The following is an 18,432-nucleotide window of genomic DNA, read 5'->3' on the forward strand; positions in this document are numbered from 1 at the left end:
GGAAAAAGCCGTCCCGGCTATAGAAATTCATATGGATACGGATGGAAAGACCCTTCGCCGCGGCTGGACCACGGGCACCTGCGCGGCAGCCGCCACGAAGGCGGCCTGCGCCGCCCTTCTGACCGGCGAGTTTCCTTACCCTGTCGAGGTCGAACTTCCAAGCGGCGCGAGACCGGCATTTTCCCTCGCCACCGAGGAAAAAGGCGAAAACTTCGCGCGCGCCGGCGTCGTCAAGGATGCCGGAGACGATCCGGACGTTACCCACGGTGCCCTGATCGAAAGCACGGTGCGGCGAGGTCAACCGGGACGCGGGATTATCTTCAAGGCCGGAAAGGGCGTCGGCACCATCACCCGGCCGGGCCTGCCCCTGCCGCCGGGAGAACCCGCCATCAACCCCGTGCCGCGCAAGATGATCGAAACCGCCATTCGCGAAGTGGCTGGCGAGGAGGCCGATTTCGAGGTCGAGATTTCCGTCCGCGACGGCGAAAAACTGGCGGAAAAAACCCTGAACGGCAGGCTCGGCATCTTGGGTGGCATTTCCATCCTCGGCACCACCGGCATCGTCATTCCCTTTTCCTGCTCGGCATGGATCCATTCCATCTGGCGCGGCATCGATGTGGCGCGTGCGACCGGATGCACCCATGTGCTTGGCGCCACCGGCAACACCTCCGAAAAAGCCGGGCAGACGCTTTACGATCTGCCGGAAACCGCACTGATCGACATGGGCGATTTCATCGGCGGCATGCTGAAATATCTGCGCAGCCACCCCATCGAGCGGGTGACGATTGCCGGCGGTGTCGCCAAGATGACCAAGCTCGCCCAGGGCATGCTCGACGTGCACTCCAAAAAGGGGCTGGCCGATCTCGATGCGCTGGCGGCATTGGCGACGGAAGCCGGAGGAGATGAAAATCTCGCCCTTGCCATCCGTCAGGCCAACATGGTCGCACACGCCTTCGAATTGGCCGAAGGCGCGGGGATAGACCTCGGTGCGGTAGTTGCGGAAAAAGCCTGGGTAACCGCAGCGGCGGCGCTGAAGACGCCGGCCATTGCGCTCGATATTCTGGTGTTCGATCGTCAGGGCGCGCTCAAGGGCCGCACCGCCTCCACGCCGTCGCATCAGCCCTTTGCATCTTCCTTCGGAGAGCGGAACCGCCGGACATAGTCGGTGCTATAAAGCGCGCTTTCGCGAAAATCTGTGGAGGCAAGTCCACGCCCGACGAAGATAAGGGCGGTCCGCTCCACCGGTTCGGCGGCGAGCTTGTCCTCAATGTCGAACAGCGTGCCGCGAATGACCCGCTCATCCGGCCAGGAAGCTCGAACGACGATGGCGACCGGGCAATCCGAACCGTAAAGCGGCATCAGCTCTTCCACCACCTTGCCGATGGCATGAATGGCGAGATGGACGGCGAGCGTTGCGCCCGTCGCACCGAAAGCCTTCAGCGTCTCACCCTCCGGCATCTTCGATGCGCGCCCGGAAATACGGGTCAGCACAAGGCTCTGCGCCACTTCCGGCACCGTCAGTTCCCGCTGCAAAGTGGCGGCCGCAGCGGCAAAGGAGGGCACGCCGGGCGTGACGGTATAATCGAGACCCAGCCGCTCCAGACGGCGGATCTGCTCGCCCATGGCGCTCCAGACGGAAAGATCACCGGAATGCAGCCGCGCCACATCCTTGCCGGCCTCTGCTGCGGCCACGAATTCCGCCTCGATCTCGTCCAGCGAAAGTGCTGCCGTATCGATGATCCGTGCACCCGGAGGGCAATAATCGATGAGCGCCCTCGGAACCAGCGACCCGGCATAAAGGCACACCGGGCAGGCGGCGATAAGATCGCGCCCGCGCACCGTGATGAGATCGGCGGCGCCCGGACCGGCGCCGATGAAATGAACCGTCATTGTTGTTCTCCATATTCGATGGCGCAGCCGCTATCGCGTGGGGCATCGTCAGTCGTTGCGATGGCCACCGTCACATCGCCAACCACAAGACGCGGCGCTACCAGCCTTGCATTCTCTCCGGCGGCGGCAAGCGCCACCGCTTCACTGACACTTGGCGAGCCGGCATGATTGAGGCTTGCCTGTGAAACTGTCATTGTTTTCGAAGCAACCGCCTCGAGCCGTTCCTGCGAGACGATTTCAAGCGACAGCGACAAGCTTTTCGCCGCCTCCACAAGACCGGCTTCATCGGCTTTGAGCGGCGCAGTCGCCAGGCATTCCGCCATCATGCCGAAAGCATGCTCCGCAGCGCGCACGGCGGCAACAACAGCATCTGAACCCGTGCCTCTGCGGCAGCCTATGCCAGCCACGGTCACCATGGCTTGGTCCAGCTCCACTGCGTCACCGGCATTGCCGGACGCCAGCCCGACATGGAGCCAACGGCCGTCACTCGCGACACATCCAGGCGGATCATCGATCCGCCGTGCCGCGCATGGGCGGCAAGCAGCACGGCCTCCATTTCCAGTGTCACCGCATTGGCAACCAGCCGCCCGCCCGGTTTCAGGGCCTCCATGGCACCCTCAAGCACGCCCGCTTCACTGCCGCCGCCACCCATGAAAATAGCATCCGGCTGAGGCAGGCCTTCAAAAGCCGCAGGCGCCGCGCCGATCATCACCTCAAGTCCCGGCACACCGAAAGCTTCGGCATTGCGGGCGATACGCTCCGCCCTTTCCGGGTGTTGTTCTATGGCGATGGCACGGAGCGAGGGATGGGACAGCATCCATTCGATGCCGATCGAACCCGAACCGGCACCGATATCCCACAGCAACTCGCCCCGCCGTGGGGCAAGAGAGGAAAGTGTCACGGCGCGGATTTCACGTTTGGTGATCTGCCCGTCATGTTCGAACAGGCTGTCATCAAGCCCACATGTGAAAGGCAGAATACGCGCACCTTCATCAGCCACGACATCAATCGCCACCACATTCAGTGCATCAATATCAGCAAACGTAAAATCAACCGCCTTGACCTGCCGCCGCTTCTCCCGCTCTCCGCCCAAGGCTTCAAGCAAGACGAATTCCGACTGGCCGAAACCCAAATCGGACAACAATTCCGCGATCAAGGCCGGGGCGTGAGCGTCCGAGGTGAGCGCGATGATCCGCGCACCGGCATGAAGATACGGCCGCAGGAGATCGATGGAACGTCCGTGCAGCGAAACGCAGTCGACCGCTTGCAGCGCCCAACCGAGCCGTGCGGCAGCCAGCGAGAAAGCGGAGGGCGAGGGATAACAAACTGTCTCACCCGCATCGATACGTCGCAGAAGCGTAACACCGACGCCATAAAAGAACGGGTCGCCGGAAGCCAGCACACAAACCCGCTTGCCACGCAGCGCTACGACATCGCTCATATCCGTATCGAACGGCACCGGCCAGCGTTGTGCTTCACCACGAATGGCCGCGGCCGCCAGTTCCAGATGGCGTTTGCCGCCGAAAACCACCTCGGCCCCTTCTATCGCCTCTATCGCATTCCGGCCCAGCCCCCCGAGCCCATCTTCACCAATGCCGACGATGGAAAGCCAGGGCTTTTCTTTCTTTTCGGTGGAAGCATCACCCGTTCCAGAATATTCAGACGTCATGACACGCTCCATACTCATCCTTGGCGGCACGGCGGATGCCCGCATTCTGGCCGGCAGGCTGGCCGAAGAATCCGGCTACCGAATTCTGCTCTCCATGGCCGGCCGCACGCTCTCGCCGGTCGAACAGCCGGTGCCGATGCGCAGCGGCGGTTTTGGCGGCGCGGGCGGTCTCGCGGATTTCATTCGCGCAGAGAATTTCGATATTCTGGTGGACGCCACCCATCCCTATGCGGCGAAGATTTCCGCCAATGCTATTGAGGCCGCAGGGCTTGCCAAAGTTCCGCTGGTCGTCCTTTCGCGTCCTGCCTGGCAGCGCCAGCCGGGTGATAGGTGGCATGAGGTGGACAGCGTCGAACAGGCTGTCACCGCGCTCGGCAGCGAAGGCAGGCGCGCGTTTCTCGCGCTCGGCCGACAGGAGCTTCTTCCTTTCGAAGCCGCGCCCCAACACAACTATCTCATCCGCAGCGTCGACCCGGTGGAGCCGCCACTGAAACTGCCGCATGCGCGCTATATTACCGCGCGCGGCCCCTTTGCGCTGGACGACGAAATCCGCATGCTGGAAGAAAACCGCATCGAGACGGTGGTCTCGAAAAACTCCGGCGGCAGCGCGAGCTATGGCAAGATCGAAGCAGCGCGACGGCTCGGCCTGCCGGTCATCATGATCGACCGGCCGCAACAGCGGAACGACGCGTCGCTGGATGGCGCGACCGTGACGGATATTGCAGCTGCGCTCACCGCCATTCGCCATCAGCTCTCTCTTCTCGAAAAACGCGGCGAATAAACCAGCGGTTCTTTGCCGGAACGTTCGATCAGACGGGTTTCAACCGAGCCGACGATAATGCAGGTGGCCATATCCGCCATGTCGCTCGTTGCTTCCGAAAGAGGCACGACCCGAATACGCTCATCCGCCCGGCCTGCCGCACGACCAAAAATCACCGGCACTGAACCGGGCAAATGCGCCCTCAACAGATCAAAAGCGGTACCTAGCTGGTGCGGCCGCGCCCTGCTGACGGGATTGTAGAAAGCCATCACAAAGCCTGCTTCCGCCGCCGCGATCAGCCGTTTTTCAATGATGCCCCAGGGTTTCAGATTATCAGACAGCGAAATGGCGCAGAAATCATGGCCAAGCGGAGCGCCGGCCTTTGCTGCCACGGCCAGCATGGCAGTCACACCCGGCACGACGGAGAAATCGATATCGCGCCATTCGGCGGGGCCAGTTTCGATCGCCTCGCAAACGGCCGCCGCCATGGCGAAAACACCGGGATCGCCGCCGGACACCACACAGACTTTGCCGCCGGAAGCCGCAAGCCGCAGCGCCTGTTCGGCGCGTGAGATTTCCTCACGATTGTCCGAAGCATGGCGGCGTTGATCGGGTCTCAGCGATAGACGGTCGAGATAGGGAATATAGCCGAAGAAATCCTCCGACGCCTCGACGGCGACAAGCGCCTCTGGTGTTACTTGCGCCGCACTGCCGGGGCCGAGGCCGACAACGACCAGCCTGCCGGTCATGGCTTTTCACCTGCAGAGGGTCTGGTTTTCCAGCCCGGCACCAGAACCAGCGAAAAATAGGGGGCAGGCGATGTATCGCGTTCGATGAGCCGCACCGCATGGCTGTTGGCCATTGTGCCACGTTCGACATAAAGCGCGTCTTCAAGCTTACCGGCCTTTTCCAGCGCCCGGCGAATCTTCGGCAGGTTGCGCCCCACCTTCATGATCACCGCACCATCCGTGCCGGACAGACGTTCCGTCAGCACATCTTCACCCAGCGTGCCGGGAAGCACGCTCAAAATATCATCGCCTTGCACCAGCGGCAAACCAGCCATGGACCAGCAACCGGACATGGCCGTGATGCCAGCAACGACCTCCGCGGGGTAAGATGGCGCAAGCCGCAGATGAAGGTGCATATAAGAACCATAAAACAGCGGATCGCCTTCCGACAGCACGGCGACGTTGCGCCCGGCTTCGAGATGTACAGCGATGTCCTTCGCCGACTGATCGAAAAAGGCGGCGATGGCATCACGGTAATCGTTGCCGTTTTTATCGCTTTCGACTGTTACCGGATAGACCAGCGGCATTTCCAGCGTTCCGGGCCGGATGAAAGCTTCGACAATACCGCGACCATTGCCGCTGCTGCCTTTCTTGCAGAAGAAGGCAAGCACATCGGCATTTTCAATGGCGCGGACGGCCTTCAGCGTCAGAAGCTCGGGATCTCCGGGGCCGGTGCCGACGCCCACGAGTTTACCCTTCGGATGTTCAAAAAGAGCCGCGCTCACAGGCCAGCCCTCGCAACGGCATTGATAGCGGCAGCCGTCATGGCCGAACCGCCCATGCGTCCCTTGACGATGGCATAGGGAATGCCAAGCGAACTTGCCTCCAGCGCATCTTTCGATTCCGCCGCACCGACAAAGCCAACCGGCATGCCGATGATGGCGGCCGGGCGCGGGGCGCCTTTTTCCAGCATCTCGAGCAGATAGAACAGTGCAGTCGGCGCATTGCCAATGGCAACCAGAGCGCCGCCCAGCTTCTCTGCCCACAGATCGAGTGCGGCGGCGGAGCGGGTGTTGCCGATCTTTTTCGCCAGCTCCGGCGTGCGGGCATCGCGAAGGGTGCAGACCACCTCATTATCAGCCGGAAGGCGCGCGCGCGTCACGCCATGGGCAACCATTTCCGCATCGCAGAGAACAGGCTTGCCGGCTCGTAGAGCACCACGTGCCGCGGCAACAAAATCCGGTGAAAAGCGGAAATGGCTGGCCGCCTCCACCTGCCCGCAGGCGTGGATCATGCGAATGGCGATATCCGCCTGCTCTTCGGTAAAGGCGGATAAGTCCGCTTCTTCGCGAATGATGGCGAAGGAGCGCTCATAGATCGCATTACCGTCGCGAATATAGTCATAGTCGGTCATCGGTCATCCTGTCGAAGCGCCGCACCGATCGCCTGTTTGCCCAGCCGGGCAAACAGGGTGGCGGCGTTTTCACCGGGCTTATGTTCTTTTTCGTAAAGACGGGCAAGCCGCGAAAGCGCCGTCCTCTGATGCTGAAAAGGTAAAATGCCATCCGGCAGGTCACCGGCGCGGCCCGAAATCGAAAAGGCCAGACCATCGGCGGTGCCGGAAAAAGTGAGAAGCGACGGCGCGGGGTGCGCGCAACCTTTGCCGCAGCCGGAAATATGCAGCGTGAAGGAGCCATCCAGCAACGAGGCGCATTCCCCAGACGCAAAGGCGGCCAACTCATGGGTGGGAAGAAAAGCCGAAGCGCAGCCCGGCGCGCCGGGACAGGCGGCAATGGAAGAGCGCGCGTCACCTGCCGTTGTGATGAAACCGGCCGCCCTTGCAATCTCAGGCAATCCGCCGCAGGCAGATGACGATCCAAAGAATAGCAGGCTATGGTTTGGTGCCGGCCGCAGGGCCGTGATGCCGAGGGTACCGGCCGCTTCGCAGAGATGCGACAAATCGCAGCCCCGGATTTGCCCGAAAGCAGGCGCGACGGCAATGGCGAAGCGATCCTTTCCCGTCATCATCAGCCCCAGAGGCGCAGAAGCCGCTCTGGCGTTATCATCAATCACCCGATCCAGCAGGCGATCACCGCAGATTTCTTTTATCGTCGAATGGTCCAGATCGCGGCCACGGGCAAACGGCCCTTCGCCGGCCAGATAGACGAGCAGCGACAGGACGACACCCGCCGCTATGTCCGTCTCGACCAAGCCGGCATTCAGCGCCCTGCTTTCCGCTCCACCCACGAGCAATCGCCAGACGGCCCGCCCATCAAGCGACACAGCTCTCAGGCGAATATCGGCCAGCAAATCTTCCATGGAAAGACGCCCGCCGCCATCAATGACGACAGACATTTTAGCGGCAAGCTTTTCATGGAGAGCGAGCCTGTCGACCTCTTTTCGAATCTCCGCGGCGACAGGACCACCATCGGCAATCTCCGCGTCATCCCGACCGGCGAGAGGCGACGTCTCGACCGCGAGCCCCGCACGCAGCGGCAAATCCAGGGCCAGCACATCTTTTTCCAGAGCGCCGGCGCTTTCCGGTGTCAGGCCGCGAAATTGCAGGCTGCCGCGGGCGGTAATGTCGATCAATCCGTTGCCATGCCGCTCGGCAAGCTGGCAAAGCACCACCATGTCGCGCGGGTCGATATCCGCCTCGAAAGCGATCCGCGACAAAAAACCGTCGCCGGTGCGCATGGGAGCGGACAGGGCCGGGCAGAGGCCACGGCGGCCGAATGGCTGAACTGGATCGGCAGCGGCCATCATCACGCCTCCACCCTTTGGGGGCGCGGAAGGACCTGCATTTCAAGTTCCGCATCCACCGCGTTGCGGCGGCTGTGCCACAGCCCGCGACGGCGGGCGGATAAAAAGCGTTTGGCCATCACCTGCGCCGCCTTCGGGTTTTCCCGCAGAATGAAATCGCGCACCTCCTCATTGCCGAAATAGGCATCGTAAAGCGCCTCGATCAACGAGGAGGACACCGCATGGGTGGTTTCGGCAAAGCCGATCAACCGGTCCACCGTCTCGAGGAATTCCGCCGCCCCGCGCGGACCGTGCCGCATCTGACCGGCAATGAAACGGGGATTGATGGCACGCGCGCGCACCACCCGCGTCAGCGCCTGCGTCATCGACCTTGCACGCGGGCGTGCCGGATCTGTCGTATCCAGCGCAACAATATCGGCGACGCCGCCAAGCACAGCCTTCGCGGCGGAAAAACCGCCGATGAAGGCGACATCCGAAGAACCGTCCAGAAGATCACGGCCCGGATCGTCCCCGGTATGAACCAGAAGATCGGCGCGCCTGACCAGCTCCACAAAACCGGTATCTTCGAAAATCTCCAGCCCGTCCGCACCGCCGAAAGCGTGGCTCGCCGCATCGAGATAGGCCTGCCCCAACTCCTCGCGTTCGTCCCATTTCCCGCTGGCCAGCTTTTCTTCGATACCGGCACCATAGGTGCCGGGCGCGGAGCCGAAAATGCGCGCCGGAATATGCCCGAGCGTGGCGGCCTCTTCCGCAAGCGGATTGTCGCCGGGCGCTTCCTCCCGCCGCGCGACGGCCTTGGCGGCGGCGTCGAGAAGCGCGATCAGCGCAGGGAACATGTCGCGGAACAGGCCGGAAATGCGAAAGGTGACGTCGACACGCGGCCGCCCCAGGCTCGCCGGCGGCAGCACCTCGATGCCGGTGACCCGGCCGGTGGCGGGGTCGTGGATCGGTCTCGCCCCCATCAGATGCAGCGCCTGCGCCACATCCTCACCGCCATTGCGCAGGCTGGCGCTGCCCCACAGATCGAAAACCAGATGTTTCGGCCAGTCGCCATGGGACTGAAGATGATGGCGCAGCACCTCTTCGCCCGCCATGCGACCCAGCTCGAACGCCGTTGGCGTCGGCATGGTGCGCGGATCGGCGGCATAGAGATTGCGGCCCGTGGGCAGCACATCGAGCCGCCCGCGCGCAGGTGCGCCGGAAGGGCCGGGGACGATATGTCGGCCATCGAGCGCGGCCAGCAGCGCAGCTTTTTCCGATTTGGCGCTTTCAAGCCTCAGAAGGTCGGCATCCCCCTCGGCACTGCGGCCAAAAACATGCTGGCCGTCCTTGATGGCGAAATCCTTGAGGTCGCAGAGAAAGGCGTCGATGCGTGAGAGGGCCGCATCGGCATCATCCTTCGCAGCCACGCCCGCTTCCGCCGCGAGCCCGGTCTCCAGCGCCTTTTCGACGATCAGTTTCGCCAGCCGGTCACGCCGGCGACGATCCAGACCATCCGCCTGCGCATATTCATCGACCAGCTGCTCCAGCGCCGACTGTTCAGGCGAAAGACCGGCATTGACCAGCACCGGCGGGACATGGCCGATGGTCACGGCCGCGATCCGCCGCTTGGCGACCGCCGCCTCGCCCGGATTGGAAACGATAAACGGATAGACCACCGGCAGCGAGCCGGTGACGATTTCGGGAAAACAATTGCGGGAAAGCGCCACCGTCTTGCCCGGCAGCCATTCCAGCGTGCCGTGCGCGCCCACATGCACAATGGCATGTGCGCCCGCAATCCGCTGCATCCATGCACCGAAGGCAACAAGCGCGTGACGCGGCGGCAGCGCAGGGTCGTGGTAGTCCACCCGACGATCCTCATTGCGGCCCCTGTCCGGCGCCAGCGCCACGAACACTTCGCCGAAACGGGCAGCGCGGAACCTGAATGCGCCGTCAATGAGTGTATCGTTATCGCTTGCCGCGCCCCATGTCGCGTTCACGAACCCGGCAGATCCCGACGGCAAGGCGGAGAAAAAAGCCTCGTAGGTGGAAAGATCAATTGCCGCTTCCTGCTGTTCGACACAGTCGAGCAGCGCCCGCGCGGTCTTAGGAATATCCTTGACCGTATAACCGGCCCCGGAAAGATCGTGCAGCATTTCGAGAACGCTTTGCGGCACATCGAGACCCACGGCATAACCGGTTCGCCCGGGTGCCGCACCGGGATAATCGGGCATCAGAATGACGATGCGGCGATCCCGTGGAAGGGCATTCCTCAGCCGCAGGAAAGCGGCGATGCGATTTGCCACCTGCTCGACGCGATCAGCCTCGGGTACATTGAGCAAACTCGCGCCGCCATCCACGCGCGCCTGTTTGAAAGAAATCGCACCGGCGAGAATCCGGCCATCCAGTTCCGGCAGGACGACATGCATGGCAAGATCGGAAGGATTGAGACCCCGCGCATTTTCCACCCATCCGTCGCGCCGCGTCGTCGCCATCACCACCTGAAACACCGGCACGCCGAGACGGTCGAACAGCGTTGCGCCGTTTTCATCCGTCTGGCTGGCGAAGGCGGTGGCGGCAATGATGGCGGCGGGCTTCAGATCGGGTAGCACCGTTTCGAGGAAGCGGATCGCCTCGCCATCCTTCAGGCCACTGACAAAAATCGGCAAGGGTGCAAAACCGCGCCGCGAGAGCGCCTTAAAAAGCGCGTCCACCGGTGCTGCATCTGCCGCCAGAAGCATGGAACGATAAAACAGAATGGGCAGAACGGGCGCATCGTCGGGAAAACCCGCGCAGGCTTCCGCCCTATCCACAACGCCCCTGCCGGGCCGGTAAAAACCGGCTTTCGGCAGCGGCTCGGCTTCGATATCCGGCCATGCCTCGCCTCTTGCAAGAGCGGCGAGGCCAAGAGCAAGCCGGTCCATATTCTCCTGCCCACCCTCGCGAAAGAAGGAGAGGACCGAGGCCAAAATTCGCCGATCGACGGTCGAGGCCGCTTCGAGTTTCTCGTCCCTTTCGCTGCACTCACCCGGCAAAAGCAGAAGCTTGATGCCGCGCCTGCGCGCAAGAATGGAAAGCTGATCGACACCGTAACGCCAGCGTTCCGCACCGCCGAGAATCCGGATAAGAATAACCTTGGCATGTTCCGCCGTCTTTTCGATCCAGAGATCGACCGACATGGGATGTCGAAGCTCGGCGAGGCTGGCGGCTGACAGGGAGGAGAGCACAACCTGTGTTCGCCGCCAGGCCTGTTCCAAGCCGGCCAGATCGCTTGCCGAAAAAGACAGCATCACCACATCCGACCGGGGCTGGTTGAGATCAACCGGCTCGATCAGGTCGTCCAGAGACGAGGATGTGGTAGCGAGAATGTGCATCGTCAGGCGGCCAGCATCTGTTCGATCTTTTCGCGGTTGATGCCCTTTTCGCCGATGACGACGAGGCGGCTGCGGCGTTCCTCACCCGCAGCCCAGGGCCGGTCGTAATAATGGTTGACGCGGCTGCCGACAGCCTGCACCTGCAGCCGCATAGGCTTTGCGGAAACCTCGATAAAGCCCTTGATGCGCAGGACATTTTCCGCAGCCGCCGTCTCGGCGATACGGGCTGCCAGCGCGTCCGGATCGGTCACGGCCGGCAGATCGATGACGAAGCTGTCGAAATCGTCATGCTCGTGGTCGAGTTCACCGTCATGGTGGGTACGGCGATTTTCGATGTCCTCTTCCACCGCAAGGCCAAGGCCGATCAGCACGGCGGGGTCGATGGCGCCATTGGAGGCCACGACGATCTTTGCCGCCTTCGGCAGATGTTCGAGAACATGCGCCTTGGCCTTGTTGAGGCCGGCATCGTCAAGAAGGTCGGCCTTTGTCAGCACGATAAGATCGGCGCAGGCAACCTGATCTTCGAAAACCTCTTCGACCGGGTCATCGTGATCGAGCGCCTCGTCATTGGCCCGCTGGGCGGCGAGAGCTTCCATGTCGTGCGCCACCTGCCCTTCGGCAAGGGCGGCGCCATCCACCACGGCCACGACGGCATCCACCGTCACCCGGCTCTTGATCGCCGGCCACTGGAAGGCCTGCACCAGCGGCTTCGGCAGGGCGAGGCCCGAGGTTTCGATGAGGATATGCTCCACCTTCGGCTGGCGGCTCAGAATCTGTTCGATGGCGGGCTGGAAATCATCCGCCACCGTGCAGCAGATGCAGCCATTGGCCAGTTCGACGATGTTTTCTTCCGGGCAGCTTTCAATACCGCAACCTTTGAGAATCTCGCCATCGATGCCGATATCGCCGAACTCGTTGACGATGATCGCCAGCCGCTTGCCGTCCAGCTTTTCGAGAAGGCCGCGCAGCAGCGTGGTCTTGCCAGCCCCCAGAAAGCCGGTGACGATGGTGCAGGGAACGCGGTCCAGAAGGGTGCTCATGATCTCTCCTCGGTAAAATCGAATGGGGGAATGCGCGCCACCATGCCGCGCTTTAGGGGGTCGGGGCGGCCGCGCCAGGGCATCAGGCCGTCGGGGGCGGCAGCCAGCAGCCGTGCGCCGGTCAGCAAATCTTCCGCGTCACCGGTCGTCAGCCCGCCGAAGACATAGGACCAGCCATTGGCGCTGCGCAGCACGGCACTAAGCCCGCGCTTGCAATTGGCGAGGCAGTTGACGGAACGAACGGTGACGCCCGTTTCCTCCGCCTTTGCGAGGACGGCATCGGCGAAACGCGAACCGGGGCGCGGTTCGGCATTGGGATCGGCTTCATCGCGACAGCTTCTGCAAACGAAGACGGTCACGCCGGACGCCGTTTCGTCCTGCGTGTTTCCGCCTGCACATGAAGATGTCGCTGAAATATCCAAACCGTATCGTTTCCCGCGCCTTGCAAAAAATCTCGGGGGTGCGGATGTCGAATACGGTATGCGGACAGGCGCAAACCGGATGTTCGATCTAACCGACTGACCGGAGCACCCCGCCCGGCAGACGTTTTTCCTGAAACGGCAGGTCTCCTGGCTCGCGGCTTTACACCCTGACACCGCCTTCCCGAACCCTTGAGGTGTCCAGTGGCTTTACGGTGCGGGCTTACCGCTTACAGTTGCGGGGGCAGCCACGGAATGACCCGGTAGTCGGGCTTGAACCGTGTTCCCTCTTAGCTTTTCCCGTTGCCGGGAAAAGACCGTCAGTTCGTTACCCTTAGGCTGAACGGGCGTGGGGGTCAATGCCGTGGCCCTGTGGCCCGCACATTGCCGGGTGCGGCAAATTGGGTATAGTCGCCGCTCCGAATGGCGGGGGCACCGGGTCCCGCGCCGCTGGATGAAAAGGAAAACGCGATGACACGCGACATCAGCGACAGCGAAGCCGAACGTCACCGGCAGAAAATGGTCAACCGCAAGACGGTGCAGGACGCCGAAGTTGCGGAAAAGACCATCGAAAAAGGTCTGCTGATGATCAATACCGGTCCCGGCAAGGGCAAATCCACCGCCGCATTCGGCCTTGCCCTGCGCATGCTCGGCACCGGGCGGCGGGTCGGCGTCGTTCAATTCATCAAGGGCGCATGGTCGACGGGAGAACAGCAGGCGCTGACTTTGTTCGGCGACAGGGTCGTGTGGCGCACCATGGGCGAGGGGTTCACCTGGGACACGCAGGATTTGAAACGCGACATCTCAGCGGCGGCAAAGGCCTGGGAGGAAGCCCAAATCCTGATGGCCGACGAGACCATCGGCCTGCTGATCCTCGATGAGCTGAACATCGCACTCCGTTACGATTACCTGCCGCTGGAGGACGTGGTCGAAACGCTTTCCAGCCGCAGGCCCGATCTGCATGTCATCGTCACCGGCCGCAATGCCAAGCAACCGCTCATCGACGCGGCCGATATGGTGACGGAAATGACCCTCGTGAAACATCACTTCAAGGCGGGCGTAAAGGCGCAGGCAGGGATAGAATTCTGATATGGCTGCACGCGCGCTGATGTTTCAGGGAACCGGCTCGGATGTCGGCAAATCGCTGATGGTGGCCGGCCTTGCCCGCGCCTTCGTCAGGCGCGGCCTGTCCGTCATGCCGTTCAAACCGCAGAACATGTCGAACAATGCGGCTGTGACCGCCGATGGCGGCGAGATTGGCCGCGCGCAGGCGATGCAGGCTCGCGCAGCGGGCGTGCCGCTTTCCGTGCATATGAACCCGGTGCTCCTGAAGCCACAGAGCGAGACCGGCGCCCAGGTGGTGGTGCAGGGCAAGATTGCCGGCAATGCCAAAGCGGCCGATTATCAGCACATGAAGGCCGGGCTTATGCCGCGTGTGCTGGAAAGCTTCGAGCGCCTGAAACAACAGGCCGATCTGGTGCTGGTGGAAGGCGCGGGCAGCGCCTCCGAAATCAACCTGCGTGCCAATGACATCGCCAATATGGGTTTTGCCAGAGCTGCGGACGCGCCTGTGATACTGATCGGCGATATCGACCGGGGCGGCGTCATCGCCAGCCTTGTCGGCACGAAAGCCGTACTCGAAGCTGAAGACGCGGCGATGATCGAAGGTTTTATCGTCAATCGCTTTCGCGGGGATCCGGCCCTGTTTTCAGACGGCATGCGAATAATTGCGGAAAAAACCGGCTGGGCCTCTATCGGGCTCCTGCCGCATTTTTCCGATGCCGCGAAGCTGCCGGCTGAAGATGCTCTCGGGCTTTCCGGCCCGGCTGAACGGAAACCTGGCGCGAAGATCCGTATCGCCGTACCGATCCTGCCGCATATTTCCAATTTCGACGATCTCGATCCGCTGGACATGGAACCGGATGTCGAACTGATCCGCGTGCGGCCGGGCGAAACCATTCCCGCCGATTGCCGGCTGGTGCTGCTTTGCGGCTCGAAAGCCACCATTGCCGATCTTGCCGTGCTGAAAAATACGGGGCTCGACATCGATATCAAGGCGCATGTGAGACGCGGCGGCCATGTTCTGGGCCTTTGCGGCGGCTACCAGATGCTTGGAAAAACCGTTGCCGATCCCGAAGGCATCGAAGGACCGCCGGCAACAGTCGACGGGCTCGGCCTGCTGGATGTCGACACTGTTCTGACGGGCGACAAAAGGCTGGTTTCCGTTACAGGGAAAAGTTTCGACGGAATTGATTTATCCGGCTATGAAATGCATGTCGGTGAAACCACGAGCGGAACCGACAGCTTACCGTTTTCGAAAATTGATGGGCATGAAGACGGCGCTGTGTCGCCTGACGGCCGTATCTTCGGCACTTATATTCACGGCCTGTTTTCAGATGACCGCCAACGCGGCGCGTGGCTTGAGCGGCTTGGCGGACAGAACACGGAACTGAACTACGATGCGCGGGTGGACGCCGTTCTTGATCGCCTCGCGGCGCATATGGAACAGCACCTCGATCTCGACCGTCTGCTTGCTATAGCGCGATAAGGATCGCCAGAAGTCCCAGCAGGCCGATCAACAACAGGTCGGCAACCCGCGCAAGCCGCAGCGCTGCGCGAATATCGCCGGCGACCAGCGCCGACCTGCCGCCTTCGCCCATGAAACGCGCCTCGATCATCTGCCCGCCATAGGAGCGCGGCCCTGCGAGCGCAAAGCCAAGAGCGCCGGCCAGCGCCGCCTCCGGCCAGCCGGCATTGGGGGAACGGTGATGATGGGCATCGCGACGTATCGCGGCAATGGCCCCGCCGGGTGATGCACCCTTAACAAAAAACGCGGCAACTACGAAAAGACCGCCGCTCAGCCGTGAGGCCGGCAGATTGACCAGATCGTCCAGCCGGGCGGAGGCCCAGCCGAAGGCCTCATGGCGGGGCGAGCGATGGCCGATCATGCTGTCGGCCGTATTGATCGCCTTGTAGGCCGCGCCGCCCGGCAGGCCCAAGAGACCGAGCCAGAAGGCGGGCGCGACGATGCCGTCGGAAAAATTCTCAGCCAGACTTTCGATCGCCGCCCGGCAAATTGCCGCCTCGTCCAGCTTTTGCGGATCGCGCCCGACGATCATCGATACCGCCTTACGGCCACCTTCCACACCCTCGCGCTCCAGCGCAGTGGCGACAGCCTCCACATGCTGCTCGAGACTTTTCTGCGCTGGAAGCGAAGCGCCAAGCACGGCAACCAGCAAAAGGCCGAAGGGCAAGAAAATCAGAACGGATTGCGCTAACCATGCGACAAACAGCGTGAGCCCGACAAAAACAACGAGAGCCGCCACGCCTGCCCCCTTGCGCTGTGAAAATGACGCGCTGTCCCGGTTCCATTTTTTGTCCAGCAGCGCGATAAGCGAACCGATCCAGGTGACGGGATGGCCGATGCGTTTGAACAGCCAGTTCGGATAGCCGGTCAGGCGTTCGATGACGAGCGACAGGAAAGCGAGAGCAAAGAACATGGGCGAGACAGTACCAGAAAAGGCGAAAGCTGCGATCCGTCACGGCGGCAATCTCGGTAGGGCGCGTCTTATGTTTCCTGAAGCGCCGGAACCATGGATCGACCTTTCGACCGGGATCAATCCGCACTCCTATCCGCATTCGCCGATCCCCGCCAGCGCATTCGCGCGCCTGCCGGAACCGGACGCCGCCGAAGAATTGAAACATCTGGCCGCAACCCATTTCGGTGCGCCCTCCGCCCGGCTTGTGGCGCTTTCTCCCGGCACCCAGATGCTGATGCCATTGCTGGCCCAGATCGCTATCGCCCGCGGGGCCAAGAGCGGCGCCGTGCTTTCACCAGCCTACGCGGAACATGCCCGGACCGCACGCTTGGCCGGACTGGCTATGACCGAGGTGGAAAACATCGAGGCGATGTCGGCTTATGACTACGCCGTGGTGGTCAATCCCAATAATCCCGATGGCCGCATCACGGATCGCGCCGCATTGTTGTCGCTGGCCGAAACCATGCGGCGCAAGGGTGGACTGTTCGTCGTGGACGAAGCCTTCATCGAGACGGGGCTTGTCGAAAGCCTCGCAGATGCCGCCGGTCAGGAGGCGCTGGTGGTCCTGCGCTCCTTCGGCAAGTTTTACGGCATGGCGGGCGTTCGGCTGGGTTTCGCGATTGCGCATCCCGATATCGCTGCTGAACTCGAGGCGAAGCTCGGCCCCTGGGCTGTTTCCGGCCCGGCGCTGCATATCGCGATGCAGGCTCTTGCGGACGGGGAGTGGCAATCGTCCATGCGTCTGCACCTTGCCGAAGACGCCCGGCGCATGAACGCCATGCTGGAGAAAGCGGGGCTGGCAATTGCCGGCGGCACAACGCTGTTTACTCTGGTGCGGGATACACGCGCCGCAGACCTGTTCAGCCATCTTGGCCGACATGGCATTCTGGTCCGCATTTTTGATGAAAGGCCGAACGACATGCGTTTCGGCCTTCCCGGTAGCGAAACGGAGTGGCAGCGGCTCGAGGAGGCGCTGTCATCCTTTGACTATTCCTCGAAGGTATAGGTCTCAATCGACTCCGGCTTCATTTCGATGGAGAAGCCCGGCAGTTTCGGCGGCATGTAAGCGGCATTTCTGATATCGCAAGGCTCGATGAAGTGCTCATGCAGGTGGTCGACATATTCGATCACGCGGCCTTCCTTCGTGCCTGATACGACCAGATAGTCGATCATCGACAGATGCTGCACATATTCGCAAAGGCCGACGCCGCCGGCATGCGGCCAAACCGGCAGATTGTATTTGGCGGCGATCAGCAGCACCGCCAGCACTTCGTTCAAACCGCCCATGCGGCAGCTGTCGATCTGCACCACATCGATGGCACCTTCGGCGATGAACTGCTTGAACATGATGCGGTTCTGGCACATTTCACCGGTCGCCACCTTAACGGACCCGATGGCCGCGCGGATCTTGCGATGGCCGGCGACATCGTCCGGGCTGGTCGGCTCTTCGATGAAGAATGGCTTGGCGAAAGCGAGCTTCTTCACCCAGTCGATTGCCTGATCCACTTCCCATACCTGGTTGGCGTCGATCATCAGGTAACGGTCGGGACCGATCACCTCACGGGCAATGGTGAGGCGGCGGATGTCGTCTTCCAGATCGCGGCCGACCTTCATCTTTACATGGTTGAATCCGGCATCGATGGCTTCCTGGCAAAGGCGGCGCAGCTTGGCGTCGTCATAACCGAGCCAGCCGGCAGAGGTCGTGTAGCAGGCGTAACCTTCGCTCTTCAGCGTCTCGATACGTTCCTTCTTGCCGCTTTCGGCTTTTTTGAGGATCGCAAGCGCCTCGTCACGGGTTAGCACATCGGTCAGATAACGATAGTCGACGATATCGGCGATTTCTTCCGGGCTCATATCGGCAACGAGCTGCCAGACCGGCTTGCCCGCCTTCTTGGCCAGCAGATCCCACACGGCATTGACGACGGCGCCGGTGGCGAGATGCATCGCGCCCTTGTCCGGCCCGATCCAACGCAGCTGGCTGTCGCTGGTCAGATGCCGCCAATATTTGCCGGGGTTCTCGGTGACGGTGGCAAGATCGGTGCCAACGACCAGATGACGCATCGCTTCGATGGCCATGCAGCAAATGTCGTTACCGCGGCCGATGGTGAAGGTCAGCCCGTGGCCTTTGAGACCCGGCTCATCGGTATCGAGAATGACATAAGCCGCCGAATAATCCGGGTCGGGGTTCATCGCATCCGAACCGTCGAGGCTCTGAGAGGTCGGAAAACGCAGGTCGAAAACACGCAGATCAGTAATTTTGGTCATGGCCGT

At 62.0% G+C, this 18,432-nt stretch carries 17 protein-coding genes and 1 riboswitch; of the genes, 5 read left to right on the plus strand and 12 right to left on the minus strand.

What is annotated here, in order from left to right; translation table 11 throughout:
* Positions 1–31 precede the first annotated feature (31 nt).
* Positions 32–1,162, plus strand: a complete 1,131-nt coding sequence (locus AGR7B_RS13990) for a cobalt-precorrin-5B (C(1))-methyltransferase (protein WP_065656858.1) — start codon at positions 32–34, stop codon at positions 1,160–1,162.
* Here the strand turns inward: AGR7B_RS13990 and cobM are convergent.
* Genes cobM through cbiE form a run of 3 tightly spaced genes read right to left on the minus strand, consistent with a single transcriptional unit; the run spans position 1,117 to position 3,559 of the window.
* Positions 1,117–1,890: a precorrin-4 C(11)-methyltransferase gene (gene cobM, locus AGR7B_RS13995; protein ID WP_080856884.1), complete on the minus strand. Its 774-nt coding sequence runs from the start codon at positions 1,888–1,890 to the stop codon at positions 1,117–1,119. The genes AGR7B_RS13990 and cobM overlap by 46 nt on opposite strands.
* Positions 1,887–2,306, minus strand: coding sequence for a cobalamin biosynthesis protein (locus AGR7B_RS14000; protein ID WP_162934139.1), 420 nt, complete (start codon positions 2,304–2,306; stop codon positions 1,887–1,889). The genes cobM and AGR7B_RS14000 overlap by 4 nt, the downstream gene beginning before the upstream one ends.
* A complete protein-coding gene (gene cbiE, locus AGR7B_RS14005) occupies positions 2,300–3,559 on the minus strand; it encodes a precorrin-6y C5,15-methyltransferase (decarboxylating) subunit CbiE (RefSeq protein WP_080856886.1) in 1,260 nt (419 codons plus the stop codon). The genes AGR7B_RS14000 and cbiE overlap by 7 nt, the downstream gene beginning before the upstream one ends.
* On the opposite strand from cbiE, the gene AGR7B_RS14010 reads away from it, so the two are divergent.
* The gene (locus AGR7B_RS14010; protein WP_080856887.1) at positions 3,558–4,340 is read left to right on the plus strand and encodes a cobalt-precorrin-6A reductase; all 783 of its coding nucleotides are present in this window, start codon (positions 3,558–3,560) and stop codon (positions 4,338–4,340) included. The two genes, cbiE and AGR7B_RS14010, sit on opposite strands and share 2 nt — an antisense overlap.
* On the opposite strand, the gene AGR7B_RS14015 is transcribed toward AGR7B_RS14010, so the two are convergent.
* From AGR7B_RS14015 to AGR7B_RS14045, 7 genes are read right to left on the minus strand one after another with little or no spacing between them, the layout of a single operon-like run.
* Positions 4,307–5,068, minus strand: coding sequence for a precorrin-3B C(17)-methyltransferase (locus AGR7B_RS14015; RefSeq protein ID WP_080856888.1), 762 nt, complete (start codon positions 5,066–5,068; stop codon positions 4,307–4,309). The genes AGR7B_RS14010 and AGR7B_RS14015 overlap by 34 nt on opposite strands.
* The gene (locus tag AGR7B_RS14020) at positions 5,065–5,832 is read right to left on the minus strand and encodes a precorrin-2 C(20)-methyltransferase (protein ID WP_080856889.1); all 768 of its coding nucleotides are present in this window, start codon (positions 5,830–5,832) and stop codon (positions 5,065–5,067) included. The genes AGR7B_RS14015 and AGR7B_RS14020 overlap by 4 nt, the downstream gene beginning before the upstream one ends.
* A complete protein-coding gene (locus tag AGR7B_RS14025) occupies positions 5,829–6,461 on the minus strand; it encodes a precorrin-8X methylmutase (protein ID WP_078052289.1) in 633 nt (210 codons plus the stop codon). The genes AGR7B_RS14020 and AGR7B_RS14025 overlap by 4 nt, the downstream gene beginning before the upstream one ends.
* The gene (gene cobG / locus AGR7B_RS14030; protein WP_080856890.1) at positions 6,458–7,813 is read right to left on the minus strand and encodes a precorrin-3B synthase; all 1,356 of its coding nucleotides are present in this window, start codon (positions 7,811–7,813) and stop codon (positions 6,458–6,460) included. The genes AGR7B_RS14025 and cobG overlap by 4 nt, the downstream gene beginning before the upstream one ends.
* The gene (cobN, locus tag AGR7B_RS14035) at positions 7,813–11,163 is read right to left on the minus strand and encodes a cobaltochelatase subunit CobN (RefSeq protein ID WP_080856891.1); all 3,351 of its coding nucleotides are present in this window, start codon (positions 11,161–11,163) and stop codon (positions 7,813–7,815) included. The genes cobG and cobN overlap by 1 nt, the downstream gene beginning before the upstream one ends.
* A 2-nt stretch (positions 11,164–11,165) precedes the next feature.
* Positions 11,166–12,203, minus strand: coding sequence for a cobalamin biosynthesis protein CobW (cobW, locus tag AGR7B_RS14040; RefSeq protein ID WP_065656848.1), 1,038 nt, complete (start codon positions 12,201–12,203; stop codon positions 11,166–11,168).
* Positions 12,200–12,625 carry a DUF1636 family protein gene (locus AGR7B_RS14045; RefSeq protein WP_080856892.1) on the minus strand — a complete coding sequence of 142 codons (426 nt, stop codon included), beginning with the start codon at positions 12,623–12,625 and terminating at the stop codon, positions 12,200–12,202. Before AGR7B_RS14045 ends, cobW begins: the two co-directional genes overlap by 4 nt.
* A 120-nt stretch (positions 12,626–12,745) precedes the next feature.
* A riboswitch (cobalamin riboswitch) is annotated at positions 12,746–12,959 on the minus strand.
* Positions 12,960–13,093: 134 nt separating this feature from the next.
* On the opposite strand from AGR7B_RS14045, the gene cobO reads away from it, so the two are divergent.
* A complete protein-coding gene (cobO, locus tag AGR7B_RS14050) occupies positions 13,094–13,711 on the plus strand; it encodes a cob(I)yrinic acid a,c-diamide adenosyltransferase (protein WP_078052442.1) in 618 nt (205 codons plus the stop codon).
* 1 nt (position 13,712) lies between these two features.
* Positions 13,713–15,170, plus strand: a complete 1,458-nt coding sequence (locus tag AGR7B_RS14055; RefSeq protein WP_080856893.1) for a cobyric acid synthase — start codon at positions 13,713–13,715, stop codon at positions 15,168–15,170.
* Here the strand turns inward: AGR7B_RS14055 and cbiB are convergent.
* Positions 15,157–16,122, minus strand: coding sequence for an adenosylcobinamide-phosphate synthase CbiB (gene cbiB, locus AGR7B_RS14060; protein ID WP_080856894.1), 966 nt, complete (start codon positions 16,120–16,122; stop codon positions 15,157–15,159). The two genes, AGR7B_RS14055 and cbiB, sit on opposite strands and share 14 nt — an antisense overlap.
* Between cbiB and cobD the strand changes: the two genes are divergently transcribed.
* Positions 16,121–17,167, plus strand: coding sequence for a threonine-phosphate decarboxylase CobD (gene cobD / locus AGR7B_RS14065; RefSeq protein WP_080856895.1), 1,047 nt, complete (start codon positions 16,121–16,123; stop codon positions 17,165–17,167). The genes cbiB and cobD overlap by 2 nt on opposite strands.
* On the opposite strand, the gene AGR7B_RS14070 is transcribed toward cobD, so the two are convergent.
* Positions 17,149–18,426, minus strand: coding sequence for an L-fuconate dehydratase (locus tag AGR7B_RS14070; protein WP_065656843.1), 1,278 nt, complete (start codon positions 18,424–18,426; stop codon positions 17,149–17,151). The two genes, cobD and AGR7B_RS14070, sit on opposite strands and share 19 nt — an antisense overlap.
* Positions 18,427–18,432: the final 6 nt, after the last annotated feature.

The sequence above is a fragment of the Agrobacterium deltaense RV3 genome, assembly GCF_900013505.1.
GTDB lineage: Bacteria > Pseudomonadota > Alphaproteobacteria > Rhizobiales > Rhizobiaceae > Agrobacterium > Agrobacterium leguminum.

Excerpts from the sequence above, each read along its gene's own strand:
- cobO (WP_078052442.1), top strand. The coding sequence starts at position 13,094 with ATGACACGCGACATCAGCGACAGCGAAGCCGAACGTCACCGGCAGAAA.
- AGR7B_RS14025 (WP_078052289.1), bottom strand. The coding sequence starts at position 6,461 with ATGACCGACTATGACTATATTCGCGACGGTAATGCGATCTATGAGCGC.
- AGR7B_RS13990 (WP_065656858.1), top strand. The coding sequence starts at position 32 with ATGGATACGGATGGAAAGACCCTTCGCCGCGGCTGGACCACGGGCACC.
- cobM (WP_080856884.1), bottom strand. The coding sequence starts at position 1,890 with ATGACGGTTCATTTCATCGGCGCCGGTCCGGGCGCCGCCGATCTCATC.
- cbiE (WP_080856886.1), bottom strand. The coding sequence starts at position 3,559 with ATGACGTCTGAATATTCTGGAACGGGTGATGCTTCCACCGAAAAGAAA.
- AGR7B_RS14015 (WP_080856888.1), bottom strand. The coding sequence starts at position 5,068 with ATGACCGGCAGGCTGGTCGTTGTCGGCCTCGGCCCCGGCAGTGCGGCG.
- cobW (WP_065656848.1), bottom strand. The coding sequence starts at position 12,203 with ATGAGCACCCTTCTGGACCGCGTTCCCTGCACCATCGTCACCGGCTTT.
- cbiB (WP_080856894.1), bottom strand. The coding sequence starts at position 16,122 with ATGTTCTTTGCTCTCGCTTTCCTGTCGCTCGTCATCGAACGCCTGACC.
- cobG (WP_080856890.1), bottom strand. The coding sequence starts at position 7,813 with ATGATGGCCGCTGCCGATCCAGTTCAGCCATTCGGCCGCCGTGGCCTC.
- AGR7B_RS14055 (WP_080856893.1), top strand. The coding sequence starts at position 13,713 with ATGGCTGCACGCGCGCTGATGTTTCAGGGAACCGGCTCGGATGTCGGC.
- AGR7B_RS14010 (WP_080856887.1), top strand. The coding sequence starts at position 3,558 with ATGACACGCTCCATACTCATCCTTGGCGGCACGGCGGATGCCCGCATT.
- AGR7B_RS14070 (WP_065656843.1), bottom strand. The coding sequence starts at position 18,426 with ATGACCAAAATTACTGATCTGCGTGTTTTCGACCTGCGTTTTCCGACC.
- cobN (WP_080856891.1), bottom strand. The coding sequence starts at position 11,163 with ATGCACATTCTCGCTACCACATCCTCGTCTCTGGACGACCTGATCGAG.
- AGR7B_RS14000 (WP_162934139.1), bottom strand. The coding sequence starts at position 2,306 with ATGGTGACCGTGGCTGGCATAGGCTGCCGCAGAGGCACGGGTTCAGAT.
- cobD (WP_080856895.1), top strand. The coding sequence starts at position 16,121 with ATGGGCGAGACAGTACCAGAAAAGGCGAAAGCTGCGATCCGTCACGGC.